Here is a 21,687-nt window from a genome sequence, read left to right on the forward strand (position 1 = left end):
GCCGACAGGTTCATTGACCACCCGGGCTGTGTCAGATCCGCTGCGGGCACGAAACGCTTGTGTTAATTCGGCGGCTGCAGCACTCGCGTGACGCCCGCACGCGCGAGGGCGTGCGGGACGCGCGGGACGGGCGGCGGCTCAGACGTTGAGGGCGACCGGCAGCGCGCGGGCCCGCGCGACCTCGGCCGGCGTGCAGCCGACCAGCCGCAGGACGCCGTCGGCGACCGCGTCCTGCACGGCGGCGACGTCGAGGTCGGGGGTGTCCCGGCGGCGCAGGATCACCGACTCGACCAGCCCCAGCACGAGCTCCCCGCGGTCGGGTGCGTCGCCCACGGCCTGGTCCGCCGCCGCGTCTGCCAGCTCGCTGTACCGGGCCCGCAGCCGCGACCGCAGCGCGTGGAACTCCGTGAACTGGTCCCCGGCCACCTCGGGCAGGACGTAGAGGACCCCGAGGTTCACCGGGCCGGCGCTGAGCAGCCCGACGTCGGCGTGCGCCAGCGCCCAGAGCCGGGCGGGAGCGGGCTCGGTACCGGCGGCGAGGGCGTCGGCCAGGTCGAGCGACGGGCGGACGGTGCCCAGCAGGAGCTCCAGCAGGATCGCGTCCTTGCCGGCGAAGTGGTGGTAGATCGAAGCCTGCCGCACCCCGGCGGCATCGGCGATCGCCCGGGTGCTCGTCGACGTGAATCCGACGGTGCAGAACAGGGCCGCGGCGGCGTCGAGCACGTCCCGACGAGTGTCGCGCTCGCCGTCGGGATCGCCGCTCGCGCGGGGTCGTCCGGGTCTGCGTGCCATGGCGAGCCGACGCTACCACCGGGCCCTGCGCGCCCGGTAACAGGAGGTTTACCTGGCGGTGATCGCGGCGGAACGTCGGGGTCGGAGCCTGTTTCTGTCAGCCGACAGAAATCGAGGACGCGATGACCGCCACCACCACCGGGACCACCGCCGGTGCCCGTGAGCACGCCCGGGCGCAGGAAGCCGCCGCCGTCGGCACGGTCGCCACGATGCCGATCCGGCCCGCCAGCAGCTGGCCGAGCCCGCCCAGCGAGGTCGACCCGGAGACGCTCGTGCACGCCGAGGTCGTCGCGGGCGGCGGCTACACGCACCTGAGCGTCGCGCGTGGCACCCACATCCGTCTCACGGACCTCGCCGGCGACGCCTGCGCCCACGTCCTGGCCTACCGGCTCGACCGACCGTGGGAGCGGCTCAACGTCGCCGACACGGTCAAGGTCCAGTGGCAGGTGTACCTGACCGCGGGTCACCTGCTGCTCAGCGACCAGGGCAGGGTGCTCGCGAGCATCGTCGGGGACTCGTCGGCACACCAGGACGCCCTCTACGGCACGACGACCCGCGCCCGGAACGACGAGCGCTACGGCGACGGCAGCGCCCAGGGTCCGACTCCGGCGGGCCGCGAGCTCTTCGCGCTCGCGGCCGCCAAGCACGACCTGGCCCGTCGCGACCTGCCGCCGAGCATCTCGTTCTTCCAGGGAATCCGGGTCGACGACGAGGGTCGCCCGGTGTTCGAGGGATCGGCCGGCCCCGGTGCGGCGGTGACGCTGCGCGCCGAGGTGCCGCTGCTGCTGCTCGTCGCCAACACGGCGCACCCGCTCGACCCGCGCGAGTTCACGAGCTCGCCGCTCGAGGTGCTCGCGTGGACCGGGCTGCCGACGACCGAGGGCGACCCGCTCTGGGACGCCACCCCCGAGGGCCGCCGCGCCTTCGTCAACACCCGGGAAGACCTCACTGCACGGGGGATCGCATGACCACGCTCGTCGACGACGTCGTTCCCGCCCGCGCCCCCTGGTCCGCCGTCGTGCGTCAGGGCGACGTGCTCACGATCATCGACCTCGGCGGCAACCAGGCCGTCGACTTCCTCGTGTTCGACGCCGCCGACACCACCCTGCGGTACAGCGCCCCGGACACGATCCAGGGTCAGGACTCGGTGTTCCTGACCACCGGGTCGGTCCTGCGCGACTGCGAGTACGGGCCGCTCATGACGGTCGTGGCCGACGAGGTCGGGCGGCACGACACCCTGGGCGGCGCGTGCTCCAAGGAGTCCAACACGCTGCGCTACGGCAACCACACGTGGGCCCAGCACGCTTGCGTGGAGAACTTCCTGGCCGAGGGCGGCCGGCACGGCCTGGGCAAGCGCGACCTGGTCTCCAACATCAACTGGTACATGAACGTGCCGGTCGACCCCGACGGCGCCCTCGGCATCGTCGACGGCATCTCCGCGCCGGGCCTGTCCGTGTCGATGCGCGCCGAGCGGGACGTGCTGGTGGTCGTCAGCAACTGCCCGCAGATCAACAACCCGTGCAACGGCTTCGACCCGACGCCCGTGCGGATGGTCGTCACCACGGGAGACCTCGCATGAGGTTCGACACCCTGCTCGTCGCGAACCGCGGCGAGATCGCCGTCCGGATCCTGCGCACCGCCCGCGAGCTCGGGCTGCGCACGGTCGCCGTGTACTCCGACGCCGACGCGGGCGCGCCGCACGTCCACCTCGCCGACGCCGCGGTCCGCCTCGGCCCGGCGCCGGCCGCGCAGTCGTACCTGCGCTCGGACCTCATCCTGCAGGCCGCGCTCGCACAGGGCGCCGGTGCCATCCACCCCGGCTACGGATTCCTGTCCGAGAACGCCGAGTTCGCGCGCGCGGCCGAGTCGGCGGGGATCGCGTTCGTGGGTCCGACGCCGGCGCAGCTCGAGCTGTTCGGGTCGAAGCACACGGCTCGCGACGCCGCGCGGGCCGTGGCCATGCCGATGCTCGCCGGCACCGGCCTGCTGGACACCGTCGAGGAGGCCGTCGCGGCTGCCGGGTCGATCGGCTACCCGGTCATGCTCAAGGCCACGGCGGGCGGCGGGGGGATCGGCATGCGCGCGTGCGCGAGCCCCGACGAGCTCGTCGCCGCCTGGGAGGCCGTCCGGCGCACCGCCGGAGCTGCGTTCGGGTCCGCCGGGGTCTACCTCGAGCGGCTGATCACGGCCGCCCGGCACGTCGAGGTGCAGGTGTTCGGCGACGGGCTCGGCCGGGTCGTCACGCTCGGCGACCGCGACTGCTCCCTGCAGCGCCGGCACCAGAAGGTCGTGGAGGAGGCCCCGGCCCCCGGGCTTCCCGACGAGGTCCGCGCGCTCATCGCGTCGTCGGCGCGGACCCTCGCGGAGTCGGTCGACTACCGGTCCGCGGGCACTGTCGAGTTCGTCTACGACGCCGAGCGGCAGGAGGCTGCCTTCCTCGAGGTCAACACGCGCCTGCAGGTCGAGCACCCGGTCACCGAGGCGGTGTTCGGCGTCGACCTGGTCGGCTGGATGATCCGCCTGGCGCAGGGGGACACGTCCGTCGTCGACACCCCGCTCGACCCCCAGGGCGCCGCCGTCGAGGCCCGCGTCTACGCCGAGAACCCCGACCGCGACCACCTGCCCAGCGCCGGCACGGTGACCGCCTTCGAGGTCCCCGACGGCGTCCGCGTCGACACGTGGGTCGAGCCCGGGCTCGAGGTGTCCACCCACTACGACCCGCTCCTGGCCAAGGTGGTCACGGCAGGCCCCGATCGCGAGAGTGCCTGGTCTGCCCTGGGTGACGCCCTGCACGGGACCCGCCTGACGGGCATCGCGACCAACCTGGGCCTGCTCGCCACGATCGTGCGCGCTCCCGAGGTCGCCGCCGCCGTGCACCACACGGGCACCCTCGCGCACCTGCGCGACGAGACCCCGCGCATCGAGGTCCTGCGCCCCGGGATGCTCACGACGGTCCAGGACTGGCCCGGCCGGACCGGCCTGTGGCACGTCGGCATCCCGCCGTCGGGGCCGATGGACGACCTGTCCTTCCGGCTCGGGAACCTCGCGCTCGGCAACGCCGAGGGAGCCCCCGGCCTGGAGTGCACGATGGCCGGGCCGGAGCTGCGGTTCGCCACCGGCGTGACCGTCATGGTGACCGGGGCCCCGGCCGCGGTGACGCTCGACGACGTCGCCGTCCCGCAGTGGGAGCCGGTCGACGTCGCCGCGGGCGGGGTGCTCGCCATCGGAGCCCCCGCCGTGGGCATGCGGACGTACCTGCTGGTCCGGGGTGGGCTGGACGTCCCGCGGGTGCTCGGCTCGGCCGCTACGTTCGACCTGGGGCGTATCGGCGGCACGACCGGCGTCCCGCTGCGGCCGGGCGACCAGCTGGCGATCGCGCCGTCCGCGGGGCGTGCCGCCCGACCGGTCCCTCACGAGGACCGGCCCGTGCTCACCGGCGACTGGGAGATCGGCGCGCTCGAGGGTCCGCACGCGGCGCCGGAGTTCTTCACGCCGGACGACGTCGAGGAGTTCTACGCCACCACCTGGGCGGTGCACTTCAACTCGGCGCGCACGGGCGTCCGGCTCGTCGGGCCCAAACCGACCTGGGCCCGACCCGACGGCGGCGAGGCCGGCCTGCACCCGTCGAACATCCACGACACGCCGTACGCGGTCGGCGCGGTCGACTACACCGGCGACCTGCCGATCCTGCTCGGCCCCGACGGCCCGTCGCTGGGCGGGTTCACGTGCCCCGCGACCGTCGCCCTGGGCCAGCTCTGGAAGCTGGGCCAGCTGCGCCCGGGGGACAGCGTGCGGTTCGTGCCGGTCGACGAGGCGCAGGCCGACGCCTTGCGACGACGCCCGCAGGCGATCCCGCGGCCGACGAGACCGGCGCACGACGACGGCGGCATCCTCGCCCGCAAGGACAGCGACACCGAGGTGACCTACCGACGCAGCGGGGACGACAACCTGCTCGTCGAGTACGGCGCGATGACCCTCGACCTCGCCTCGCGGATGCGCGTGCACGCCCTCGCGCAGGAGGTGCAGCAGCGGGTCGACCACGACGGGCTGCGCGGCATCGTCGACCTCACGCCGGGGATCCGCTCTCTCCAGCTGCACGTCGACCCCGAGCGGCTGCCGCTGCGCAAGGCGCTCGACCTCGTCCGCGAGATCGAGGACGCGCTGCCGGCCACCACCGACCTCGTCGTGCCCAGCCGGACGGTCCACCTGCCGCTCAGCTGGGACGACCCGGCCACGCGCGAGGCCATCGAGCGGTACATGGCCGGCGTCCGCGACGACGCCCCGTGGTGCCCGTGGAACATCGAGTTCATCCGCCGGATCAACGGGCTCGGCGCGGTCGACGACGTCTACCGCACGGTGTTCGACGCGTCGTACCTGGTGATGGGTCTGGGCGACGTCTACCTCGGTGCCCCCGTGGCGACCCCGCTGGACCCGCGGCACCGGCTGGTCACGACGAAGTACAACCCGGCGCGCACCTGGACCCCGCAGAACGCGGTCGGCATCGGCGGCGCCTACCTGTGCATCTACGGGATGGAGGGCCCGGGCGGCTACCAGTTCGTCGGCCGCACCATCCAGGTGTGGGACACGCACGCCCGGCACCGGCCCTTCGAGCCGGGCACCCCGTGGCTGCTCCGGTTCTTCGACACCATCCGCTGGTACCCCGTCGGCGCCGACGACCTGCTCGACATGCGTGCCGACATGGCCGCCGGCCGACTCGACGTGGCCATCGACCCCGGCACGTTCTCGATCGCCGAGCACCAGCAGTTCCTCGCGGCGAACGCCCCGTCGATCGAGGCGTTCCGCGCCCAGCAGGCCGACGCGTTCGGCGCCGAGCGCGACGCCTGGGCCGCTGCCGGTGAGTTCGACCGGCGGGCCGAGCCGGACCTCCCGCTCCCGGCCGTCGGCGGCGGGCTCGAGGTGCCGGACGGTTGCGAGGGCATGGAGGCGCCGTTCGTCGCGACGGTGTTCCGCATCGACGTCCGCCCCGGCGACGTCGTCGAGAGAGGGCAGCAGCTCCTCGCGCTCGAGGCCATGAAGATGGAGGCGCCCGTGACGGCGACGGTCGGCGGGACGGTGGTGGACATCGTCGTCACGCCCGGCGACCAGGTCGGCCCGGGCCAGGTCCTGGTGATCGTGGAGCCGGCTGCCGTGACGACGGCCGCGTGAGCGAACCTCACAGTCGCCCTCGGCACCCAGTGCGCGAAAGGTTCCGCACGCGCAACCGGGGGCGCAGTCCGGCGGAAACACGGCCTCCCTAGCGTTCGGGACGTACCCCACCCCCCAGCTTCCCGGAGGTCCTCATGGCGACACCGCTCGCGACCGCCGACGCCCCAGACACCACCACGGCGTCCACCACGCTCGACACCGGCGCCCTCGCGGGTGCACCGATCACCACTCGTCCCGGCCGGTGGATCGACGGCTGGAACCCCGAGGACGCAGGCCAGTGGGCAGGCGTCGGCAGGTCGATCGCCCGCCGGAACCTGGTCCTGTCGATCTTCGCCGAGTTCCTCGGGTTCGCGGTCTGGGCCGTCTGGAGCATCGTGGTCCCGCAGCTCGCGGGCGTCGGCTTCGTGCTCAGCGTCGACCAGACGTTCTGGCTCATCGCGGTGCCGAGCCTCGTCGGCGCCACGCTGCGCATCCCCTACACGTTCGCGGTCCCGCTGTTCGGCGGCCGCAACTGGACGATCATCTCGGCGCTGCTCCTGCTCATCCCGACGATCGGGCTCGGCGTCGTCGTGCAGAACCCCGACTGGGGCTTCGGTGCCCTGCTCGCGGTGGCCTGCCTGGCCGGCGTGGGCGGCGGCAACTTCGCGTCGTCGATGGCCAACATCTCGTTCTTCTACCCGGAGAAGGAGAAGGGCCGCGCGCTCGGCTTCAACGCCGCCGGCGGCAACCTCGGCACCGCCGCGGTGCAGTGGGCCGTCCCGCTGGTGATCGTGATCGGCGCCGGCATCAGCCTGGAGCGCGCCGGTTTCATGTTCGTGCCGCTCGTCGTCCTCGCGGCGGTCCTGGCGTGGAAGTACATGAACAACCTGTCCAACGCCAAGTCGGACCCGCGCTCCTACGGCGTGGCCACGCGGTCGCGGCACACCTGGATCATCTCGTTCATCTACATCGGCACGTTCGGCTCGTTCATCGGGTTCGCGGGTGCCTTCCCGACCCTCCTCAAGGGTCAGTTCCCCGAGATCAGCTGGAACATCGCGTTCGCCGGTGCGCTCGTCGGCTCGCTGGCCCGTCCGCTCGGCGGGATCCTGGCGGACAGGCTCGGCGGCGCACGCGTCACCATCGCGGCCTTCACGATCATGGGCGCCGGCGTGGTCTGCGCGATCTTCGCGCTGCGGGCCCACTCGTTCGGCGCCTTCCTGGCCTCGTTCCTCGTCCTGTTCACCGCGACCGGCGCGGGCAACGGCTCGGTCTACCGGATGATCCCCGCGGTGTTCCGCTTCGGGGTCACCGACGAGGCGGACCGACTCCGTCGCATCAAGGCCGCGGCCGGCTGCATCGGCATCGCCGGTGCGATCGGGGCCTTCGGCGGGTTCCTCGTGCCGCGTGGCTTCGCGGCGTCCACCTCGCTGACGGGCAACATCCAGGCCGCCCTCTGGGCGATCGTCGGGTTCTACGTGGTGATGGGCGTGACCACCTGGTTCGTCTACCAGCGTCGCTCCGGCAGGTTCGGCGCGACGGTCATCTGACTCCCGACGCGTGCAGGACCCGGCCGAGCCGGCCGCGGGAACGCCCGCGGCCGGCTTCGCCGCGCCAGGCCCCGTGCACGTCCACGCGGTCTGGCCTGCGCCTGGGTTACCGTTCGCGACGTGGACGTCTTCCGTTGCCCCCGCTGCGCAACCATCGCCTTCATCGAGTCGACGCAGTGCGCGGCGTGCGGGCTGGAGATGGGACTGCACCCGCCGACGCTGACGATGCGCGCGGCACCCGAGCAGGGCACGGACGTCGGGGGCCAGTGGTGGTTCCCGTGCGGCAACCGGGACTGGGGCTGCAACTGGCTCGTCGCGGGTGACTCCGGTTCCGGGCGCTGCCTCGCGTGCCGGCTCACGCGCACCAGGCCCAGCAGCGACGACACCCTGGCCCTGGAGAAGCTCGCGAGCGCGTCCGCGGACAAGCGCCGGCTCCTGGTCCAGCTCGCCGACCTCGGCCTGCCCGTCACGCCCTGGTACGCGAAGGAGGGCGGCCTGGGCTTCGACCTGCTCTCCTCGCGGTCCAGCGGCACCCGAGTGGGCATCGGGCACGCGAACGGGATCATCACCATCGACCTGGCGGAGTCGCTCGACGCGCACCGCGAGGCGCTGCGGATCAGCCTCGGCGAGCCGTACCGCACGATGCTCGGCCACTTCCGGCACGAGGTCGGGCACTACTACGAGCTGATCCTGGTCGAGCGCACCGACTGGATCGACGAGTGCCGCACGATCTTCGGCGACGAGCGCGCCTCCTACTCGGACGCGATCTCCCGCCACTACAAGACCGGCGCCCCACGGGACTGGGCCGAGAGCTTCATCTCCCAGTACGCGACCATGCACCCGTGGGAGGACTTCGCGGAGTGCTTCGCGCACTACCTGCACCTCACCAGCACGCTGATCACCGCCGGCGCGGGAAACCTGAGTGTGCAGATGGAGGGGGTCCCGACGATCCCCGACGGCGAGATCACCCCGCGAACCAGCTACGCCGACGCGACGATGGACGAGATCCTCGGCGACTGGCTCCCGCTCGCGACCTTCTTCAACCGGGTCAACCGTGCGATGGGCAAGCACGACCTGTACCCGTTCGACATCCCCGAACCGGTGGCCCGCAAGCTCGACTTCGTGCACCGCGTGGTGAAGGCCTCGCGCGTGCCGGTACCGCTCAGCTGACCTTCACGCGGACCGTGTCGTAGCCGGTGGCGCCGTCGGGGATCTCGCCCTGGACGGCACCGGTCTGCGGGCCCTGCGGGTCGAACGCCCGCACGAACAGCTCGTGGTCGCCGGGTTCCGCGTCCCAGGACCAGGTCCACTGCCGCCACGAGTCGATGCCGCCGTCGTCGGCGAGCGTGGCGTCGTTCCAGGCGCCGTCGTCGACGCGGACCTGGACGCCCTTGACGCCGCGGTGCTGCGCCCACGACGTGCCGGCCACGACGACCGTGCCCGCGGGGACGGTCGTGCTCGCCTTGGGCACGTCGATGCGGGACTGGGTCTTGACCGGGCCCTCGGGCGACCAGCCGCGCTTGGTCCAGTACGCCTCGGCGTCCGCGAACCGCGTCACCTCCAGGTCGGTGACCCACTTGGTCGCGGAGACGTAGCCGTACAGGCCGGGAACCACCATGCGCACCGGAAAGCCGTGCTCGAACGGCAGCGGCTCGCCGTCCATCGCGATCGCCAGCAGCGCGTCGCGCCCGTCCATCAGCACCTCGAGCGGGGTGCCTGCCGTGAAGCCGTCGACACTCGTGGACAGGACCATGTCGGCGTCGCCCGTCGGGTTCGCCCGCTCCAGCAGCCCCTTGATCGGCAGCCCCAGCCACTTCTGGTTGCTGATGAGGTCGCCGCCCACCGGGTTCGACACGCACGCCAGCGTCACGTACGCCTCGACCAGGTCGGAGCCGAGCAGCTCGTCCCAGGTCAGCGTGATCTCCTTGTCGACCATCCCGTGGATCCGCAGGCTCCACGTCGACGGGTCGACGTGCGGGACGGTCAGCGCGGTGTCGATCCGGTAGAAGTCCTCGGCGGGCGTCAGCCACGGGTCCACGCCCTCGACGCCCACGTCCACGCCCGCCGGGACCGGGGCCACGGGCGTGCCGGCCTTCGGGATCTTGAGGGCGTCCCGGGCGGTCTGGGCGCCGCGTGCGTTGCTGCCGATCGTCCGGCCGACGAGGAGGGCGACCACGCCGAGTGCACCCGCCGCGAGCGTCGCCTGCAGGAAGCCGCGGCGGCCGATCGCCGCCTGACGCGCGCTCGCGTCGGGCGCGGGGATCTTCCGGATGAGGAACCGCAGGGTCCAGAGCCCGGCCACGGTGCCGACGACCGCGGGCAGCCCAGCCAGCGCACCGGCGTCCGGCCGTGCCATCGCGGCGAGGGCGGCGGCGGCGCCGAGCAGCACGACGAGGATCGCGCCCCACGCCCACCGGCGGGCCGCCAGGACGCCGGCGAGCGCTGCCAGGGCAAGCAGGACCACCAGCTCGCCGAGTCCGAGCACCACCTTGTCCGAGGTGCCGAACGTCGAGGTCGCGAACTCCTTGAGCCACGCCGGCGTCGCGTCGACGAACGCCGAGCCGACCGCCACGAGCGGGTCCGACGACGGCCCCGTCACCAGCGCGACCACCGCACCGACGCCGATCGTCACGATCCCGGCGACGAGCCCCGCAACCGCGGCCAGACCGGTCTGTCGACGTCCTGCCATCCCGAATGCCTCCTCGTCGCCGCGTCTAGGGCCGACTCTGCCTCCTGCGGCGCGGCTTGTCGTCACCCTGCGCAGTTCCGTCAGGCAACCGCAAGGAACTCACAGGTCGGGTGCCTGCACGAGGAAGGTCCGCAGCTTGTCGACGACCGGCTCGGTGAGGTCCACCAGCCGAGCCGCGGTGACGTACCAGTCGTAGTCGCCGACGACGAGGACGCGCTGGTCGAGCAGGAAGAACCACGCCTCTTCGATGTCCGCCATGTTGTCCTGCGCGGTGCGGGAGCTCATCGCAACGGCGGCGGTGCCGACGCCGCTCCAGACCACGACGACGGTCTCGTCGTCGGTCGAGTGCGCGCGCAGGACCTCGACCAGCTCCGCTGCGAGCTCGGAGCCGGTCGCGAACGGTCCCGAGCGGCTCAGGAACCGGTAGGCGTCCCAGTCGATCTCGTTCGAGGTCCATGACGTCGTCGGGACGCCCTGCAACGCGTACCGCAGGAACTCGAGCTCCTGCTCGTCCGTGAGGACGACCAGGTGGTCCTTCGACCGGCCCGGGCCGTCGAGCACGAACGCCGGCAGACCCGCCCAGCGGCTGGACTCGTGGCGCGGCATGCGCGCCATGTCAGGGAGCGTCCGGCCCGAGCGCAGCGGAGCCGAGCACAGCGGAGCCGAGCGACGTCGGGACGTGGGCGCCGTGACCCAGCTCGATCAGCGCGGTCCGGACTCGCTCGGCGGAGGCGTCCAGCGACGCGGCGGGTAGGTCCGGGCGCGCGTTGCGGAACGTCAGGCTCGCCTCGTCCCAGGCCGGGAGCACGTGCAGGTGCAGGTGGGGGACCTCGAACCCGGCGACGAGCAGCGCGGCGCGGGGTGCGTCCCAGGCGTGCTGCTGCGCCTGGCCGATGGTGCGCGCGACGAGCATCAGGTGGGTCAGGACGTCGTCGGGCGCGTCGGTGAGCTGGAGGATCTCGGCGCGGGGGACCACGAGCACGTGCCCGTCGGTGATCGGCGCGATGGTGCCGAACGCGACGGCGATCTCGTCGGCCCACACGAACCGGCCGGGGATGTCGCCGTCGATGATCTTGGTGAACAGGGTGGCCATGGGCCCACGCTAGACGCGTTCGCGCGCGAGCTTCTGGAGGGCGAGGACGGTGTTCCAGTTGCGGGCGGTGCCGACCCGCCCCGACGCCTTGGCCAGCACGTCCGGCGTCAGCTTCGAGCGGCCCTGCCCGTCGGGGTAGTAGGCGTACGTCTCCCGCTTCGCCCACACCAGGGTCTCGCGGCCGTACCGCGACGGGTCGAAGTGCTTGGCGGACGCGGCGACCGGACCGTCCCAGAACACGGCGACGACGTGGGCGGGGTCCTCCGCGACCTCTGTGGTGAACGGGACGGCGTCGACCACCGCGTCCCACTCCTCGAGGGTCCGTGCGATCACCGGGACGTCGAACCCGAACTCGTCGGCGAACGCCGCGGACAACCCGGCGGCGACGTCCGACCCCGACGCCGGGACGAGCACGAGGTTCCCGCTGTTCACGTAGGTGGTCACGGACGTGTGCCCGAGGTCCGACGCGACGGACCTCAGCTGGGCCGAGGTGACCTTGCGGCCGCCGACGTTCACGGCGCGGAGCAGGGCTATCACAGGACTCATGCGTCCCACTCTCACACCTCGCACCCACCCCGTGTGCGCGAAAGGTTCCTCCGGGGTAACGGTGCCGCACCCGTCGCGCAACACCGGCTTCCTACCGTCGGAGGTGCCCCAGCCCCCGATCGACGGAGCACCCCATGACCCAGCACCTCGTCGTCGTCGGCGGCGGCATGGTCGCCCAGCGCCTCGTCGAAGCCCTCCGCGACCGGGACGCCGCCGGGACGTGGCGGATCACGGTCCTGGCCGAGGAGCCGCGCCGGCCGTACGACCGTGTCGCGCTCACCAGCTACTTCTCCGGCCGCGACGCCGACGACCTGGCCCTCGGCGACCCCGCCCTGTGGGACGACCCGCTGGTCACGCTGGTCCGCGACGACGCCGTCGTGGCGCTGGACCGGGCCGCCCGCACGGTCACCACCGCGCACGGCCGCACCGAGCGCTACGACCACCTGGTGATGGCGACCGGCTCGTCGGCCTGGGTCCCTCCGCTCGAGGGTGCGGACCTGCCGGGCGTCTTCGTCTACCGGACCGTCGACGACGTCGCCGAGCTGCGCGGCTACGTCGAGAAGCTGTCGCAGGACCGTGTGGTCAAGGGCGCGGTCCTCGGCGGCGGCCTGCTCGGCCTCGAGGCCGCCGGTGCTCTGCAGGCGCTCGGGGCGAAGACCACCGTGCTCCAGGTGGGCACGCACCTCATGTCCGCGCAGATCGACCTCGGCGGCGGCGAGGCCCTGCGGCGCCTGATCAACCAGCTCGGCGTCGGCGTCCGGCTCAACGCGATGACCACGAGGATCCGCCCGCACCGCCGCGGCGGGGTGGGTCGCCTCGAGCTCGCCGACGGCGGCCGCGTCGACGCGGACGTCGTCGTGATCGCGGCGGGTGTGCGGCCGCGCGACGAGCTCGGGCGCGCCTGCGACCTGGCCATCGGCGCGCGCGGCGGCATCGTCGTCGACGACACCTGCCTGACCAGCGACCCGTCCATCTCGGCCGTCGGCGAGGTCGCGTGCATCCAGGGCGCCTGCATCGGCCTCGTCGCACCCGGGTACGCGATGGCCGAGATCACCGCGGACCGGCTGCTCGGTGGCTCGTCCACCTTCCCGGGGGCCGACACGGCCACGAAGCTCAAGCTCTCGGGCGTCGACGTCGCGTCCTTCGGCGACGCGTTCGGCGAGACGCCCGGCGCGCTGGAGATCGTCTGGGCGGATCCCGTGGCGGGCGTCTACAAGAAGCTCGTGATGTCCGACGACGCGCGCACGCTGCTCGGTGGCGTCCTCGTCGGCGACGCCTCGGCCTATGCGAGCCTGCGCCCGATGCTGGGCCGGGAGCTGCCCGGAGACCCGGCCGCGTTCCTGCTCCCCGAGGGGGGCGGCGGCGCGCCGGAGCTGGAGCTTCCCGACGACGCGGGCGTGTGCTCGTGCAACAACGTCTCTGCAGGGACCATCCGCGGCGCGGTCACCGAGCACGAGTGCACCGACCTCGGCGCGGTCAAGGCGTGCACCCGCGCGGGCACGTCCTGCGGGTCCTGCCTGCCGCTGGTGAAGAAGCTCATGACCACCGAGCTGACCAAGCAGGGGGTGACCGTGAGCTCGGCGCTGTGCGAGCACTTCGCCTTGAGCCGGGCGCAGCTGTACGACGCGGTCCGGGTCTCCGGGGTCTCGTCGTTCACCGCCGTCATCGAGCGCTTCGGCACCGGCCGCGGCTGCGACATCTGCCGCCCGACCGTCGCGTCGATCCTGTCGACGACGTCTCCGGCGCACGTGCTCGAGGGCGAGCGTGCCGCGCTGCAGGACACCAACGACCACGTCATGGCGAACCTGCAGAAGGACGGGTCGTACTCGGTGGTCCCGCGGATCCCGGGCGGCGAGGTGACCCCCGAGGGCCTCATCGCGATCGGGTCGGTGGCGCAGGAGTTCGGGCTCTACACCAAGATCACCGGCGGGCAGCGGATCGACCTGTTCGGCGCCCGGATCGACCAGCTGCCCGTGATCTGGCGTCGCCTGGTGGACGCGGGCTTCGAGTCCGGGCACGCCTACGGCAAGTCGCTGCGCACCGTGAAGTCGTGCGTCGGGTCCACGTGGTGCCGGTTCGGGGTGCAGGACTCGGTGGCGCTCGCGGTGATGCTCGAGCTGCGGTACCGCGGCCTGCGCTCGCCGCACAAGATCAAGCTCGGCGTCTCCGGGTGCGCGCGCGAGTGCGCGGAGGCCCGCGGCAAGGACGTCGGGGTCATCGCGACCGACAAGGGATGGAACGTCTACGTCGGCGGCAACGGCGGCTTCACGCCCCGGCACGCCCAGCTGCTGGCGGAGGACCTCGACACCGAGACCCTCGTGCGGACGATCGACCGGTTCCTGCTCTACTACGTCCGCACGGCCGACCGGCTGCAGCGCACGGCGCCGTGGATCGACGACGTCGAAGGCGGCCTCGCGGGCGTCCGGGCGGTCGTGATGGACGACGCGCTCGGCATCTGCGCCGACCTCGACGCACAGATGGACCTGCACGTCGACGAGTACGAGGACGAGTGGCGCGCCACCCTTGAGGACCCCGAGAAGCTCAGCCGGTTCGCGTCGTTCGTGAACGCCCCGGAGACTCCCGACCCGTCGCTCGCCTACGTCCCGGAACGCGGCCAGTCCCGCCCCGCGACGGCCGACGAGCGCGCAGCCGCGCGGCCGACTCCGCACCATGAACCCGTCCTGGTTGCCGGCACCACCCTGGAGGTCCGCTCATGACCGCGCTGGACGTCGCACCCGCCGCCTCGAGCACCGCCCGCTGGACGGTGGTGTGCCGGCTCTCCGACCTCGCCCCGGAGCGCGGTGCCGCGGCGCTCCTGGCGGACGGCGACCAGGTCGCCCTCTTCCGGCTCGTCGACGACCGCGTCTTCGCGGTCCAGCAGCACGACCCGTTCAGCGACGCGTACGTGATCTCGCGGGGGATCGTCGGGTCGCGTCGTGTGGGCGACACCGATGTACCGACGGTCGCCTCGCCGATGTACAAGCAGGTCTTCGCCCTGGAGACCGGGTCGTGCCTCGACGTCGCCGGCAAGGCCCCGCTCCGCGACCTGGCTCCTGACCTGCGCACCTGGCCCGTGCGGGTGCGCGACGGGCTCGTCGAGGTGGCGTCGTGACGACGATGCTCGGGCTCGACCTCACCGGTCGGCGCGTGCTCGTCGTCGGGGGCGGCCCGGTCGCCGCACGTCGGGTCCAGGCGCTGCTGGCCGACGCGGCCCGCGTGGTCGTCGTCGCGCCGCAGCTGTGCGAGGGGCTGAAGGACATGCACACGTGGGGGCTGCTCGAGTGGCGTGCGCGCGAGGTGGTCGAGGCGGACCTCGACGGCGTGTGGCTCGTGCACACCGCCACCGGTGACAAGGGCACCGACGCCGCGGTCGTCGGCTGGGCGGACGGTCGGCAGACGTTCTGCGTGGACGCGGGTGCGTCGAGCGGCTCCGCCCGCACCCCGGCCAGCACCCAGCACGGGGACGTCCTGGTCGGCGTCGTCTCGACCGGTGCGCCCGACCCCGTGCGGACGCGGGTCGTGCGCGACGCCCTGGCGACCCACCTGCGCGAGGGCCACGTCGACCTGCGTCGGCACCGCGCGGGTACGGGTCGCGTGGTGCTCGTCGGCGGCGGACCCGGGGACCTCGGGCTGCTGACCATCGCCGGTCGACGCGCGCTCGCCGAGGCCGACGTCGTGGTCACCGACCGCCTGGGACCCGTGAGCGTGCTGGACGAGCTGCACGCGGGCGTCGAGGTCATCGACGTCGGCAAGACCCCCGGCAACCACCCCGTCCCGCAGCACGAGATCGGTCGGATCCTCGTCGAGCAGGCGCAGCGGGGGCGTGTCGTCGTCCGGCTCAAGGGCGGCGACCCGTTCGTCTACGGGCGTGGCGGCGAGGAGGTGCTGGCCTGCCGTGAGGCCGGCGTCGACGTGTCGGTGGTACCGGGCGTGAGCAGCGCGTTCGGTGCGCCGGCCGCGGCGGGCATCCCGCTGACGCACCGCGGCACGGTCGGTGCCGTGCACGTGATGAACGGGCACGACGGCTGGTCGTCGGCCGCGCTGCTGGGCCTGCGCGAGAAGTCCTGCACCGTCGTGGTGCTCATGGGCGTCGGCGCGCTGCCCACGCTCGCGCAGCGTGCGCTCGACGGCGGCGTGGACCCGCAGACGCCCGTCGCCCTGGTCGAGGACGGCACCCTGCCCGGTCAGCGCGTCACGCGGGCGGTGCTGGCCGACGTCGTCGACGTCGCGGCCGCCGCAGGCGTGCGGGCGCCGGCCGTCATCGTGCTCGGCGATGTGGCGAACGCGGACCTGCTGAAGCCTCCAGCCGTCACAATGTCCTCGTGACCGAACCTATCGACCAGACCCTCGCCGGCTGCGTCGTGCTCGTCACCGCCGACCGTCGTTCCGCAGAGCTGGCCGCGGCACTCGGCCGCAGGGGCGCCGCGATCCGGCACGCGCCCGCGCTGAGCATGGTTCCGCACACGGACGACGCCGCACTGCTGGAGGGCACGCGCTCGCTGCTGGCGGACCCGCCGGACACCGTCATCGTCACCACCGGCATCGGGTTCCGCGGCTGGATCGAGGCCGCCGACGCGTACGGGCTTGCCGAGCCGCTGGTCGCGATGCTGCGCGACACCCGGATCGTCGCGCGCGGCCCCAAGGCGCGCGGTGCGATCCAGGCCGCCGGCCTCACCGCCGACTGGGTGGCCGAGTCCGAGACGAGCGCCGAGATCGCCGAGGTGCTGCTCGACGAGGGCGTCGCCGGCCGCGACATCGCCGTGCAGCACCACGGCGCCGGGGCCGACGGGCTCGACGAGGCGTTCGCCGCCGCGGGCGCCCGCGTCCGCAGCCTCATCGTCTACCGCTGGGGTCCGCCGCCCGACGCCGCCGTGGTCGAGGCCTCGGTCCGCTCCGTCGCCGCGGGCGAGGTCGACGCGGTCGTGTTCACGTCCGCGCCCGGTGCGGCGGCCTGGCTCGCGGCCGCCGACGACGCGGGCGTCTCCGAGCAGATCGAGCGGCTGGCCCGGCGGGGGAGCGTCGTGATGGCGGCCGTCGGACCGATCACCGCCAAGCCGCTGCAGGAGCGGGGGATCGAGCCGCTCGTGCCCGACCGAGGTCGGCTGGGGTCGCTGGTGCGCGCGGTCGTCGGCCACTACGGCGGGCTGCAGGCCTTACAGACGATCGCCGGCCCGCTGCAGGTGCACCGCGGCGCGGCCGTGCTGGACGGGCGCGTTCTGGCCCTGACCCCGACCGGGCTCGAGGTGCTCCGCCTGCTGGTCAAGGCCGGTGGATCGGTCGTCCCGCGCGACCACGTGCTCGCGGTCCTGCCCGGTGACTCGACCGACCCGCACGCCGCGGAGGTCGCGATCGCGCGCCTCCGGGACGCGACCGGCAGCCGGGCACTCATCAAGACTGTCGTGAAGAGGGGATACCGTCTCGAGCTGGAGGAGGTTCGATGACCAACGCACTGCATGCTCGCGGTCCGGTGCCCGACTACTCGTCGCCGGCCCACCCCGTCCTCGTCGGCTGCTCGCACGGCACCGACGACGTGCAGGGCCGTGCGGCCGTCCGCTCGATCCTCACCGGTGCCGCCGCCGCGCGCCCCGAGCTGGACGTGCGTGAGGCCTTCGTCGACGTGCAGCAGCCCGAGGTGGCCAACGTCGTCGCCGACGCTCTCGACGGCGACGCCGCCGGCGCGGTCGTCGTCCCGCTGCTCCTGTCGACCGGCTTCCACGTCCGCGTGGACATCGCCGCGGCCGTCGACCAGCCGGGCGCCACCGCGGCCTCGCCGCTCGGTCCGGACCCGCGGCTCGTGGACATCCTCGTCGACCGGCTCCACGCGGTCGAGCTCGCTCCCGACGACCTCGTCGTGCTCGCCGCCGCAGGGTCGACCGACCCGGCCGCCGCGCTCGCCGTCGAGGCCATCGCCGCCGGCCTTGCCGACCGCATCCCGCAGCCCGTCACGATCGGCTACGGCGCCGGTGCCGAGCCGCGGGTGCCCGTCGCGGTCGCCGCCGCCCGGGCGGACCTGCCCGAGGGCGGGCGCGTCGTGGTGGCGTCCTACCTGCTGGCCCCCGGCTACTTCCACGACCGGGTGCTCGAGGCCGGGGCCGACGTCGTCACCGACCCGCTCGCGCCCGACGACCGACTCGTCGAGATCGTCCTCGACCGCTACGACGAAGCCACCTGACACCTCCTCCACCAACGAGAGCGGGATCCGTCGCACGCGACGGATCCCGCTCTCGTTCCTGGTGCGTCAGGCGATGCGACGTCCGACCAGCGTGGCGATCCCGATGCCGGCCGCGAAGAACACGATCGCCAGGATCAGCCGGGCGAGCGCGTTCACGCCCTCCCCGTCGGCGCCCGCGATGTCGATCGAGTACGCGGTCGCCCCGGTCGCCCCCTCGGGTGCCCCGTAGGCCATCGACTCGTCGGCCGCCCGCTGCGCCCCGGCGGTGAGCACGGCGTACTTGACGCCGAAGTCGGCCGCCGTCTCCTTGCCGCTCGCGACGACCTGCGACGTGCCCTCGTCCGAGAGCTGCTGCGTGCCGTCCACGAGCTTGGGTGCGCCGGTCGCGGCGTCCCCGAGTCCGTCGGCGAGCTGCGTCGACCCGTCGGCCGCGTCTCGCAGCCCTGCGGCAAGGTCGTCGGCGCCGTCGCTGAGCCGGCCGGCGCCGTTGCCCAGCTCACCCAGGCCAGAGACGAGCGCGGTGCCACCGCTGCTGAGCTGGTTCGTGCCGCCCTGCAGCGCGTGGACCCCGCCGCGCAGAGTGCCGTTCGCCTTCGTGTCGCCGGCACCGCCGATCGCGGCTCTGGCGTCGACATACCCCTGCAGGAGCGCTGACACGCCGCCGCTGACGAGCGCGACACCCTCGAGGAGGCCGGGGTCAGCTCCACAGTTGGAGAAGGTCTTGTTGCTCAAGCCGCACTCGACCCGGTAGAGGCCGGGCGCCACCTGGTCCCGCAGGCCGGCTGCGATGGCGGTCGTCCCGCCGGCGATCGTCGTCGGGTCGGCAGTGTTCGTGAGGACTGGGACGCCGTCGTTCAGGCCGGCGACGATCAGGTCGTACGTCGGCAGGTACGCGGGGTTCATCCCGGCTCGGATCTGGCCGAGAGCGGTGATGGCGTTCGAGAGCTCGCCGCCCGCCTTCAGGGATCCGGCGACCACCTGGTCGAGGGACCCGGCCGCGGACAGGACCCCGAGTCGCGACTGGTCGACGCCGAACAGGAGGGTCTGAGGGGTCGTAGTCGTGCCGATGGCGGCCCGCATCCTCGCGATGCCGTCGACGAGCGGCTTCGCCGAGTCCGGTACAGCGCCGAACTTCGCGTACATGGCCGCGAGGCCCCCGTCGACCAGCGCCAGGCCCGAGTCGACCTGCTTGAGTCCGTCGATGAGAGCCGGAGCGGATGCCCGGGCCTTGGCCAAGCCCGCGTCGAGCTGGTGGGCGCCGTCGGCCAGCTGTCCGGCACCAGGGACGGCCGAGTCGTTGAGCCCGCTCGACAGCTGGGTGGCGCCGTCGTGCAGCTGCAGCAGGCCGGCCAGGAGCTGGGCCGCGCCGTCGTGCAGCTGGAGCACGCTGTCGTCGATCTGCAGGGCGCCGCCGGTCAGGTCGACGCCCTTCTGGGCGCCGGCCTCGTAGCTGGCCGCACCGCCCTTGAACGACGGGTAGTCGAGCGGGGAGACGGCCATCGAGGTGAGGTTGGCCGGGGGCACCACGCCGTGCGACACGTGTGCGGTGTAGCCGAACTCGGCGGTGTCCGAGCCGATCGGCGGGAAGAGAGTCATCTGGAACGTGAGCCGGTTGCCACCGTGGCCGTCGCCCGCGACGCCGGCCTCGTCGGAGCGGATGTCGGTGAAGCTCGAGGGCAGGGTGGTGACCAGCTGGCCGATCATCGGCACGACGGTCTCGGCCGACGCGGTCGCGCGGGTGCCGGTGCCGTCGTCGTAGGTGACGTCCTGCGTGCGGCCGGTGACGTTGGTGACCGTGTAGTGCACGCCGAGCGTGCCGCTGCGGCCGACCACGTGACCCGGCTCGACCGGCTCGCCGTCCAGCGTGTAGGTGACCTTGACCGTCAGGGGCAGGTCCTTGTCGTAGTCGCTGACGGAGCGCTGGCGCTTCTCCCCGTCGACGGTGACCTGGCTGACCAGCGTGCCGCCGACCACCTTGTAGCCCCCGAACCCGTCGAGGTTGCGCAGGCCCTTGGTGGAGACGGGGTTGGAGATCGTCGCGGTGCCGTGGCCGGAGAGCGCGAGCTGCTCGTAGACGCGCGCCTCCAGCAGGGCGCCCTTGGCGTCGAGCTTGGCCTGCACGGTCTCGGTGTTGGTGACGGCCACGTCGCCGCTGTCGGCTGCGGCCAGGGCGGGGGCGCTCGCGGCGCCGAAGGTCAGCGGGAGCATGACGACGGCGACACCGGCCGTCGCGAGGGAACGGCGCACGTCAGGCCTCCGTCTGAGGGTCGAAGGACAGGGTGTTGGCGGGCATGGAACGCCGGGTCGGGGGCTCCTCGACGACGAGCGCCTCGGCCTCCCGCTCGAGCTCGCGCTCCTGGACGATCTGCGGGCCGAGCAGCGCCGTGGCCAGGAAGCCGGCTCCGGCCGCGAGCAGGATCGACGTCGCGGTCGTGGCCGACGAGGCGACGAAGGCCGTCGGGTCCGCGGCGTAGGTGGCCTCGTACGCGCCGGCCATGGCCGCGGCGCCGAGCAGGGTCGACCACAGGGGCAGGCGGCCGCGGGTACCGGCGGCGACCGCGAGGCAGGCGAGCAGGACGAGCAGGACCGCGACGGCGCGGCCGGAGGTGGCGTCGGGCAGCACGGCGGCGCGCAGCGCATAGCCCAGCCAGGCCGCGACGAAGCCGACGGCGAAGCCGCCGACCCGGTGGGCGGGGGACCGGTCCGGGACCAGTCCGAGGGTGCCGCCCAGGGCCGCACCGAGCAGCGCGACGCTCTGCAGCTCGGGAGACGCGAACAGGACGACTGCTGTCGTGACCAGGGCGAGGACGAGCCCCGCCAAGAGGTACCGCTTCATGACCACCCCGTCGTGGTTGTGCCGTGGAGACGGGACGTGCCCGCTCATGAACGAGGTCCGCCGAAGTGCTCGGCGCGCTGCTGTGATCGCCGTTGACCGCGCGGCTCACCGGGCACTTCGGGCGGAACCCGGGCACTGTCTAGCACCCGGGACAACACCTGAGCCATGCGGTACTAGGTACTTGGTCACCGGTACTACATACATTGTTACCGGTCCGTAACCTGGGGCTCCGCTGTGAGCCCGAGAACCACCCGTCAGAGGTAGCGCAGCGGGTCGAACTCGTCGAGCGGGATGATCCGCAGCCGGGGCAGCTGGACGTTGAACGCCGCCACGTCGCCCTCGAGGTCGAACGTCGACAGACCCTTCGCGGTGAGCGCCGCGAGCTGGGTGCTGGTGAACTCCCGGAACGCCAGCAGGCCCACGCGCCGGTCGTCGTCGTCGACGAGCACCTCGAGCTCCGGCGCGAAGTCGCCGTCATGGCTGGCCAGCAGCACGTCCCCGCTGCGGCCGGCGATGGCGTCCAGCGTGCGCTTGATGCCGATGTCGACGACCTTCTCGTACGACTCGCCCGACAGGGGGATCGGCTGGAAGCCGATGGCCAGCAGTGCCTGGACGAACGACATGGGCAGCGAGCCGTTGGAGGCGTTGAGGAAGAACAGCGCCTTGACCGGCTGGTCCCACGTCTGCTGCGCGAAGGTCAGCACGCGCTCCCAGCGGGGGCGCTGCTCCGGCGTCGGCCGGCCCCCGAGGATCGACGAGCCGAGGGTGGCGTCGATGTTCTCGCCGTCCACCAGCAGGTAGGTGGTGCGCGGGGCCGCCTCGGTGGTCATCGACTGAGCGTATCCGCAGGTGGATCGCGGAGCCCGG

Annotated in this window: 18 protein-coding genes; 10 read left to right on the top strand and 8 right to left on the bottom strand. The window is 73.0% G+C overall.

Annotation, left to right across the window (positions count from 1 at the left end):
- Nucleotides 1-138: 138 nt before the first annotated feature.
- Nucleotides 139-792, bottom strand: a complete 654-nt coding sequence (locus AC1DZC_RS01910) for a TetR/AcrR family transcriptional regulator (protein ID WP_477038216.1) — start codon at nt 790-792, stop codon at nt 139-141.
- 122 nt (nt 793-914) lie between these two features.
- On the opposite strand from AC1DZC_RS01910, the gene AC1DZC_RS01915 reads away from it, so the two are divergent.
- The 5 genes from AC1DZC_RS01915 to AC1DZC_RS01935 all read left to right on the top strand — a co-directional run bounded on the left by AC1DZC_RS01915 (nt 915) and on the right by AC1DZC_RS01935 (nt 8,654).
- Nucleotides 915-1,760, top strand: a complete 846-nt coding sequence (locus AC1DZC_RS01915; protein WP_477042030.1) for an urea amidolyase associated protein UAAP1 — start codon at nt 915-917, stop codon at nt 1,758-1,760.
- Entirely contained in the window at nt 1,757-2,371 is a 615-nt protein-coding gene (locus AC1DZC_RS01920; protein ID WP_477042031.1) for an urea amidolyase associated protein UAAP2, read from the top strand. Before AC1DZC_RS01915 ends, AC1DZC_RS01920 begins: the two co-directional genes overlap by 4 nt.
- Entirely contained in the window at nt 2,368-5,958 is a 3,591-nt protein-coding gene (gene uca, locus AC1DZC_RS01925; RefSeq protein ID WP_477042032.1) for an urea carboxylase, read from the top strand. Before AC1DZC_RS01920 ends, uca begins: the two co-directional genes overlap by 4 nt.
- A gap of 134 nt (nt 5,959-6,092) precedes the next feature.
- The gene (locus AC1DZC_RS01930; RefSeq protein ID WP_477042033.1) at nt 6,093-7,484 is read left to right on the top strand and encodes an MFS transporter; all 1,392 of its coding nucleotides are present in this window, start codon (nt 6,093-6,095) and stop codon (nt 7,482-7,484) included.
- Nucleotides 7,485-7,604: 120 nt separating this feature from the next.
- Nucleotides 7,605-8,654 (top strand): zinc-binding metallopeptidase family protein, encoded by a 1,050-nt coding sequence (locus AC1DZC_RS01935; RefSeq protein WP_477042034.1) that lies wholly within the window; start codon nt 7,605-7,607, stop codon nt 8,652-8,654.
- Here the strand turns inward: AC1DZC_RS01935 and AC1DZC_RS01940 are convergent.
- The 4 genes from AC1DZC_RS01940 to AC1DZC_RS01955 all read right to left on the bottom strand — a co-directional run bounded on the left by AC1DZC_RS01940 (nt 8,647) and on the right by AC1DZC_RS01955 (nt 11,812).
- Nucleotides 8,647-10,173 carry a molybdopterin-dependent oxidoreductase gene (locus AC1DZC_RS01940; RefSeq protein ID WP_477038222.1) on the bottom strand — a complete coding sequence of 509 codons (1,527 nt, stop codon included), beginning with the start codon at nt 10,171-10,173 and terminating at the stop codon, nt 8,647-8,649. The genes AC1DZC_RS01935 and AC1DZC_RS01940 overlap by 8 nt on opposite strands.
- A gap of 99 nt (nt 10,174-10,272) precedes the next feature.
- Nucleotides 10,273-10,788, bottom strand: a complete 516-nt coding sequence (locus tag AC1DZC_RS01945; RefSeq protein ID WP_477042035.1) for a hypothetical protein — start codon at nt 10,786-10,788, stop codon at nt 10,273-10,275.
- Between the two features lies 1 nt (nt 10,789).
- Nucleotides 10,790-11,266 (bottom strand): HIT family protein, encoded by a 477-nt coding sequence (locus tag AC1DZC_RS01950; protein ID WP_477042036.1) that lies wholly within the window; start codon nt 11,264-11,266, stop codon nt 10,790-10,792.
- A gap of 9 nt (nt 11,267-11,275) precedes the next feature.
- Nucleotides 11,276-11,812: a DUF1697 domain-containing protein gene (locus AC1DZC_RS01955; protein WP_477042037.1), complete on the bottom strand. Its 537-nt coding sequence runs from the start codon at nt 11,810-11,812 to the stop codon at nt 11,276-11,278.
- A gap of 134 nt (nt 11,813-11,946) precedes the next feature.
- Between AC1DZC_RS01955 and nirB the strand changes: the two genes are divergently transcribed.
- Genes nirB through AC1DZC_RS01980 form a run of 5 tightly spaced genes read left to right on the top strand, consistent with a single transcriptional unit; the run spans nt 11,947 to nt 17,984 of the window.
- Nucleotides 11,947-14,529, top strand: a complete 2,583-nt coding sequence (gene nirB, locus AC1DZC_RS01960) for a nitrite reductase large subunit NirB (protein ID WP_477042038.1) — start codon at nt 11,947-11,949, stop codon at nt 14,527-14,529.
- Nucleotides 14,526-14,924: a nitrite reductase small subunit NirD gene (gene nirD, locus AC1DZC_RS01965; RefSeq protein WP_477042039.1), complete on the top strand. Its 399-nt coding sequence runs from the start codon at nt 14,526-14,528 to the stop codon at nt 14,922-14,924. The genes nirB and nirD overlap by 4 nt, the downstream gene beginning before the upstream one ends.
- A complete protein-coding gene (gene cobA / locus AC1DZC_RS01970; protein WP_477042040.1) occupies nt 14,921-16,138 on the top strand; it encodes a uroporphyrinogen-III C-methyltransferase in 1,218 nt (405 codons plus the stop codon). The genes nirD and cobA overlap by 4 nt, the downstream gene beginning before the upstream one ends.
- A complete protein-coding gene (locus AC1DZC_RS01975) occupies nt 16,135-17,253 on the top strand; it encodes a uroporphyrinogen-III synthase (RefSeq protein WP_477038229.1) in 1,119 nt (372 codons plus the stop codon). Before cobA ends, AC1DZC_RS01975 begins: the two co-directional genes overlap by 4 nt.
- Nucleotides 17,250-17,984 carry a sirohydrochlorin chelatase gene (locus tag AC1DZC_RS01980; protein ID WP_477038230.1) on the top strand — a complete coding sequence of 245 codons (735 nt, stop codon included), beginning with the start codon at nt 17,250-17,252 and terminating at the stop codon, nt 17,982-17,984. Before AC1DZC_RS01975 ends, AC1DZC_RS01980 begins: the two co-directional genes overlap by 4 nt.
- A 66-nt stretch (nt 17,985-18,050) precedes the next feature.
- On the opposite strand, the gene AC1DZC_RS01985 is transcribed toward AC1DZC_RS01980, so the two are convergent.
- The 3 genes from AC1DZC_RS01985 to AC1DZC_RS01995 all read right to left on the bottom strand — a co-directional run bounded on the left by AC1DZC_RS01985 (nt 18,051) and on the right by AC1DZC_RS01995 (nt 21,650).
- Nucleotides 18,051-20,231 carry a hypothetical protein gene (locus AC1DZC_RS01985; protein WP_477042041.1) on the bottom strand — a complete coding sequence of 727 codons (2,181 nt, stop codon included), beginning with the start codon at nt 20,229-20,231 and terminating at the stop codon, nt 18,051-18,053.
- 1 nt (nt 20,232) lies between these two features.
- The gene (locus tag AC1DZC_RS01990; protein WP_477042042.1) at nt 20,233-20,820 is read right to left on the bottom strand and encodes a hypothetical protein; all 588 of its coding nucleotides are present in this window, start codon (nt 20,818-20,820) and stop codon (nt 20,233-20,235) included.
- A 254-nt stretch (nt 20,821-21,074) separates the two neighbouring features.
- On the bottom strand, nt 21,075-21,650 hold the full coding sequence (locus tag AC1DZC_RS01995) for an NYN domain-containing protein (RefSeq protein WP_477038233.1): 576 nt from the start codon (nt 21,648-21,650) through the stop codon (nt 21,075-21,077).
- Nucleotides 21,651-21,687: the final 37 nt, after the last annotated feature.

It is taken from the genome of Cellulomonas sp. P2_B4, assembly GCF_056404795.1.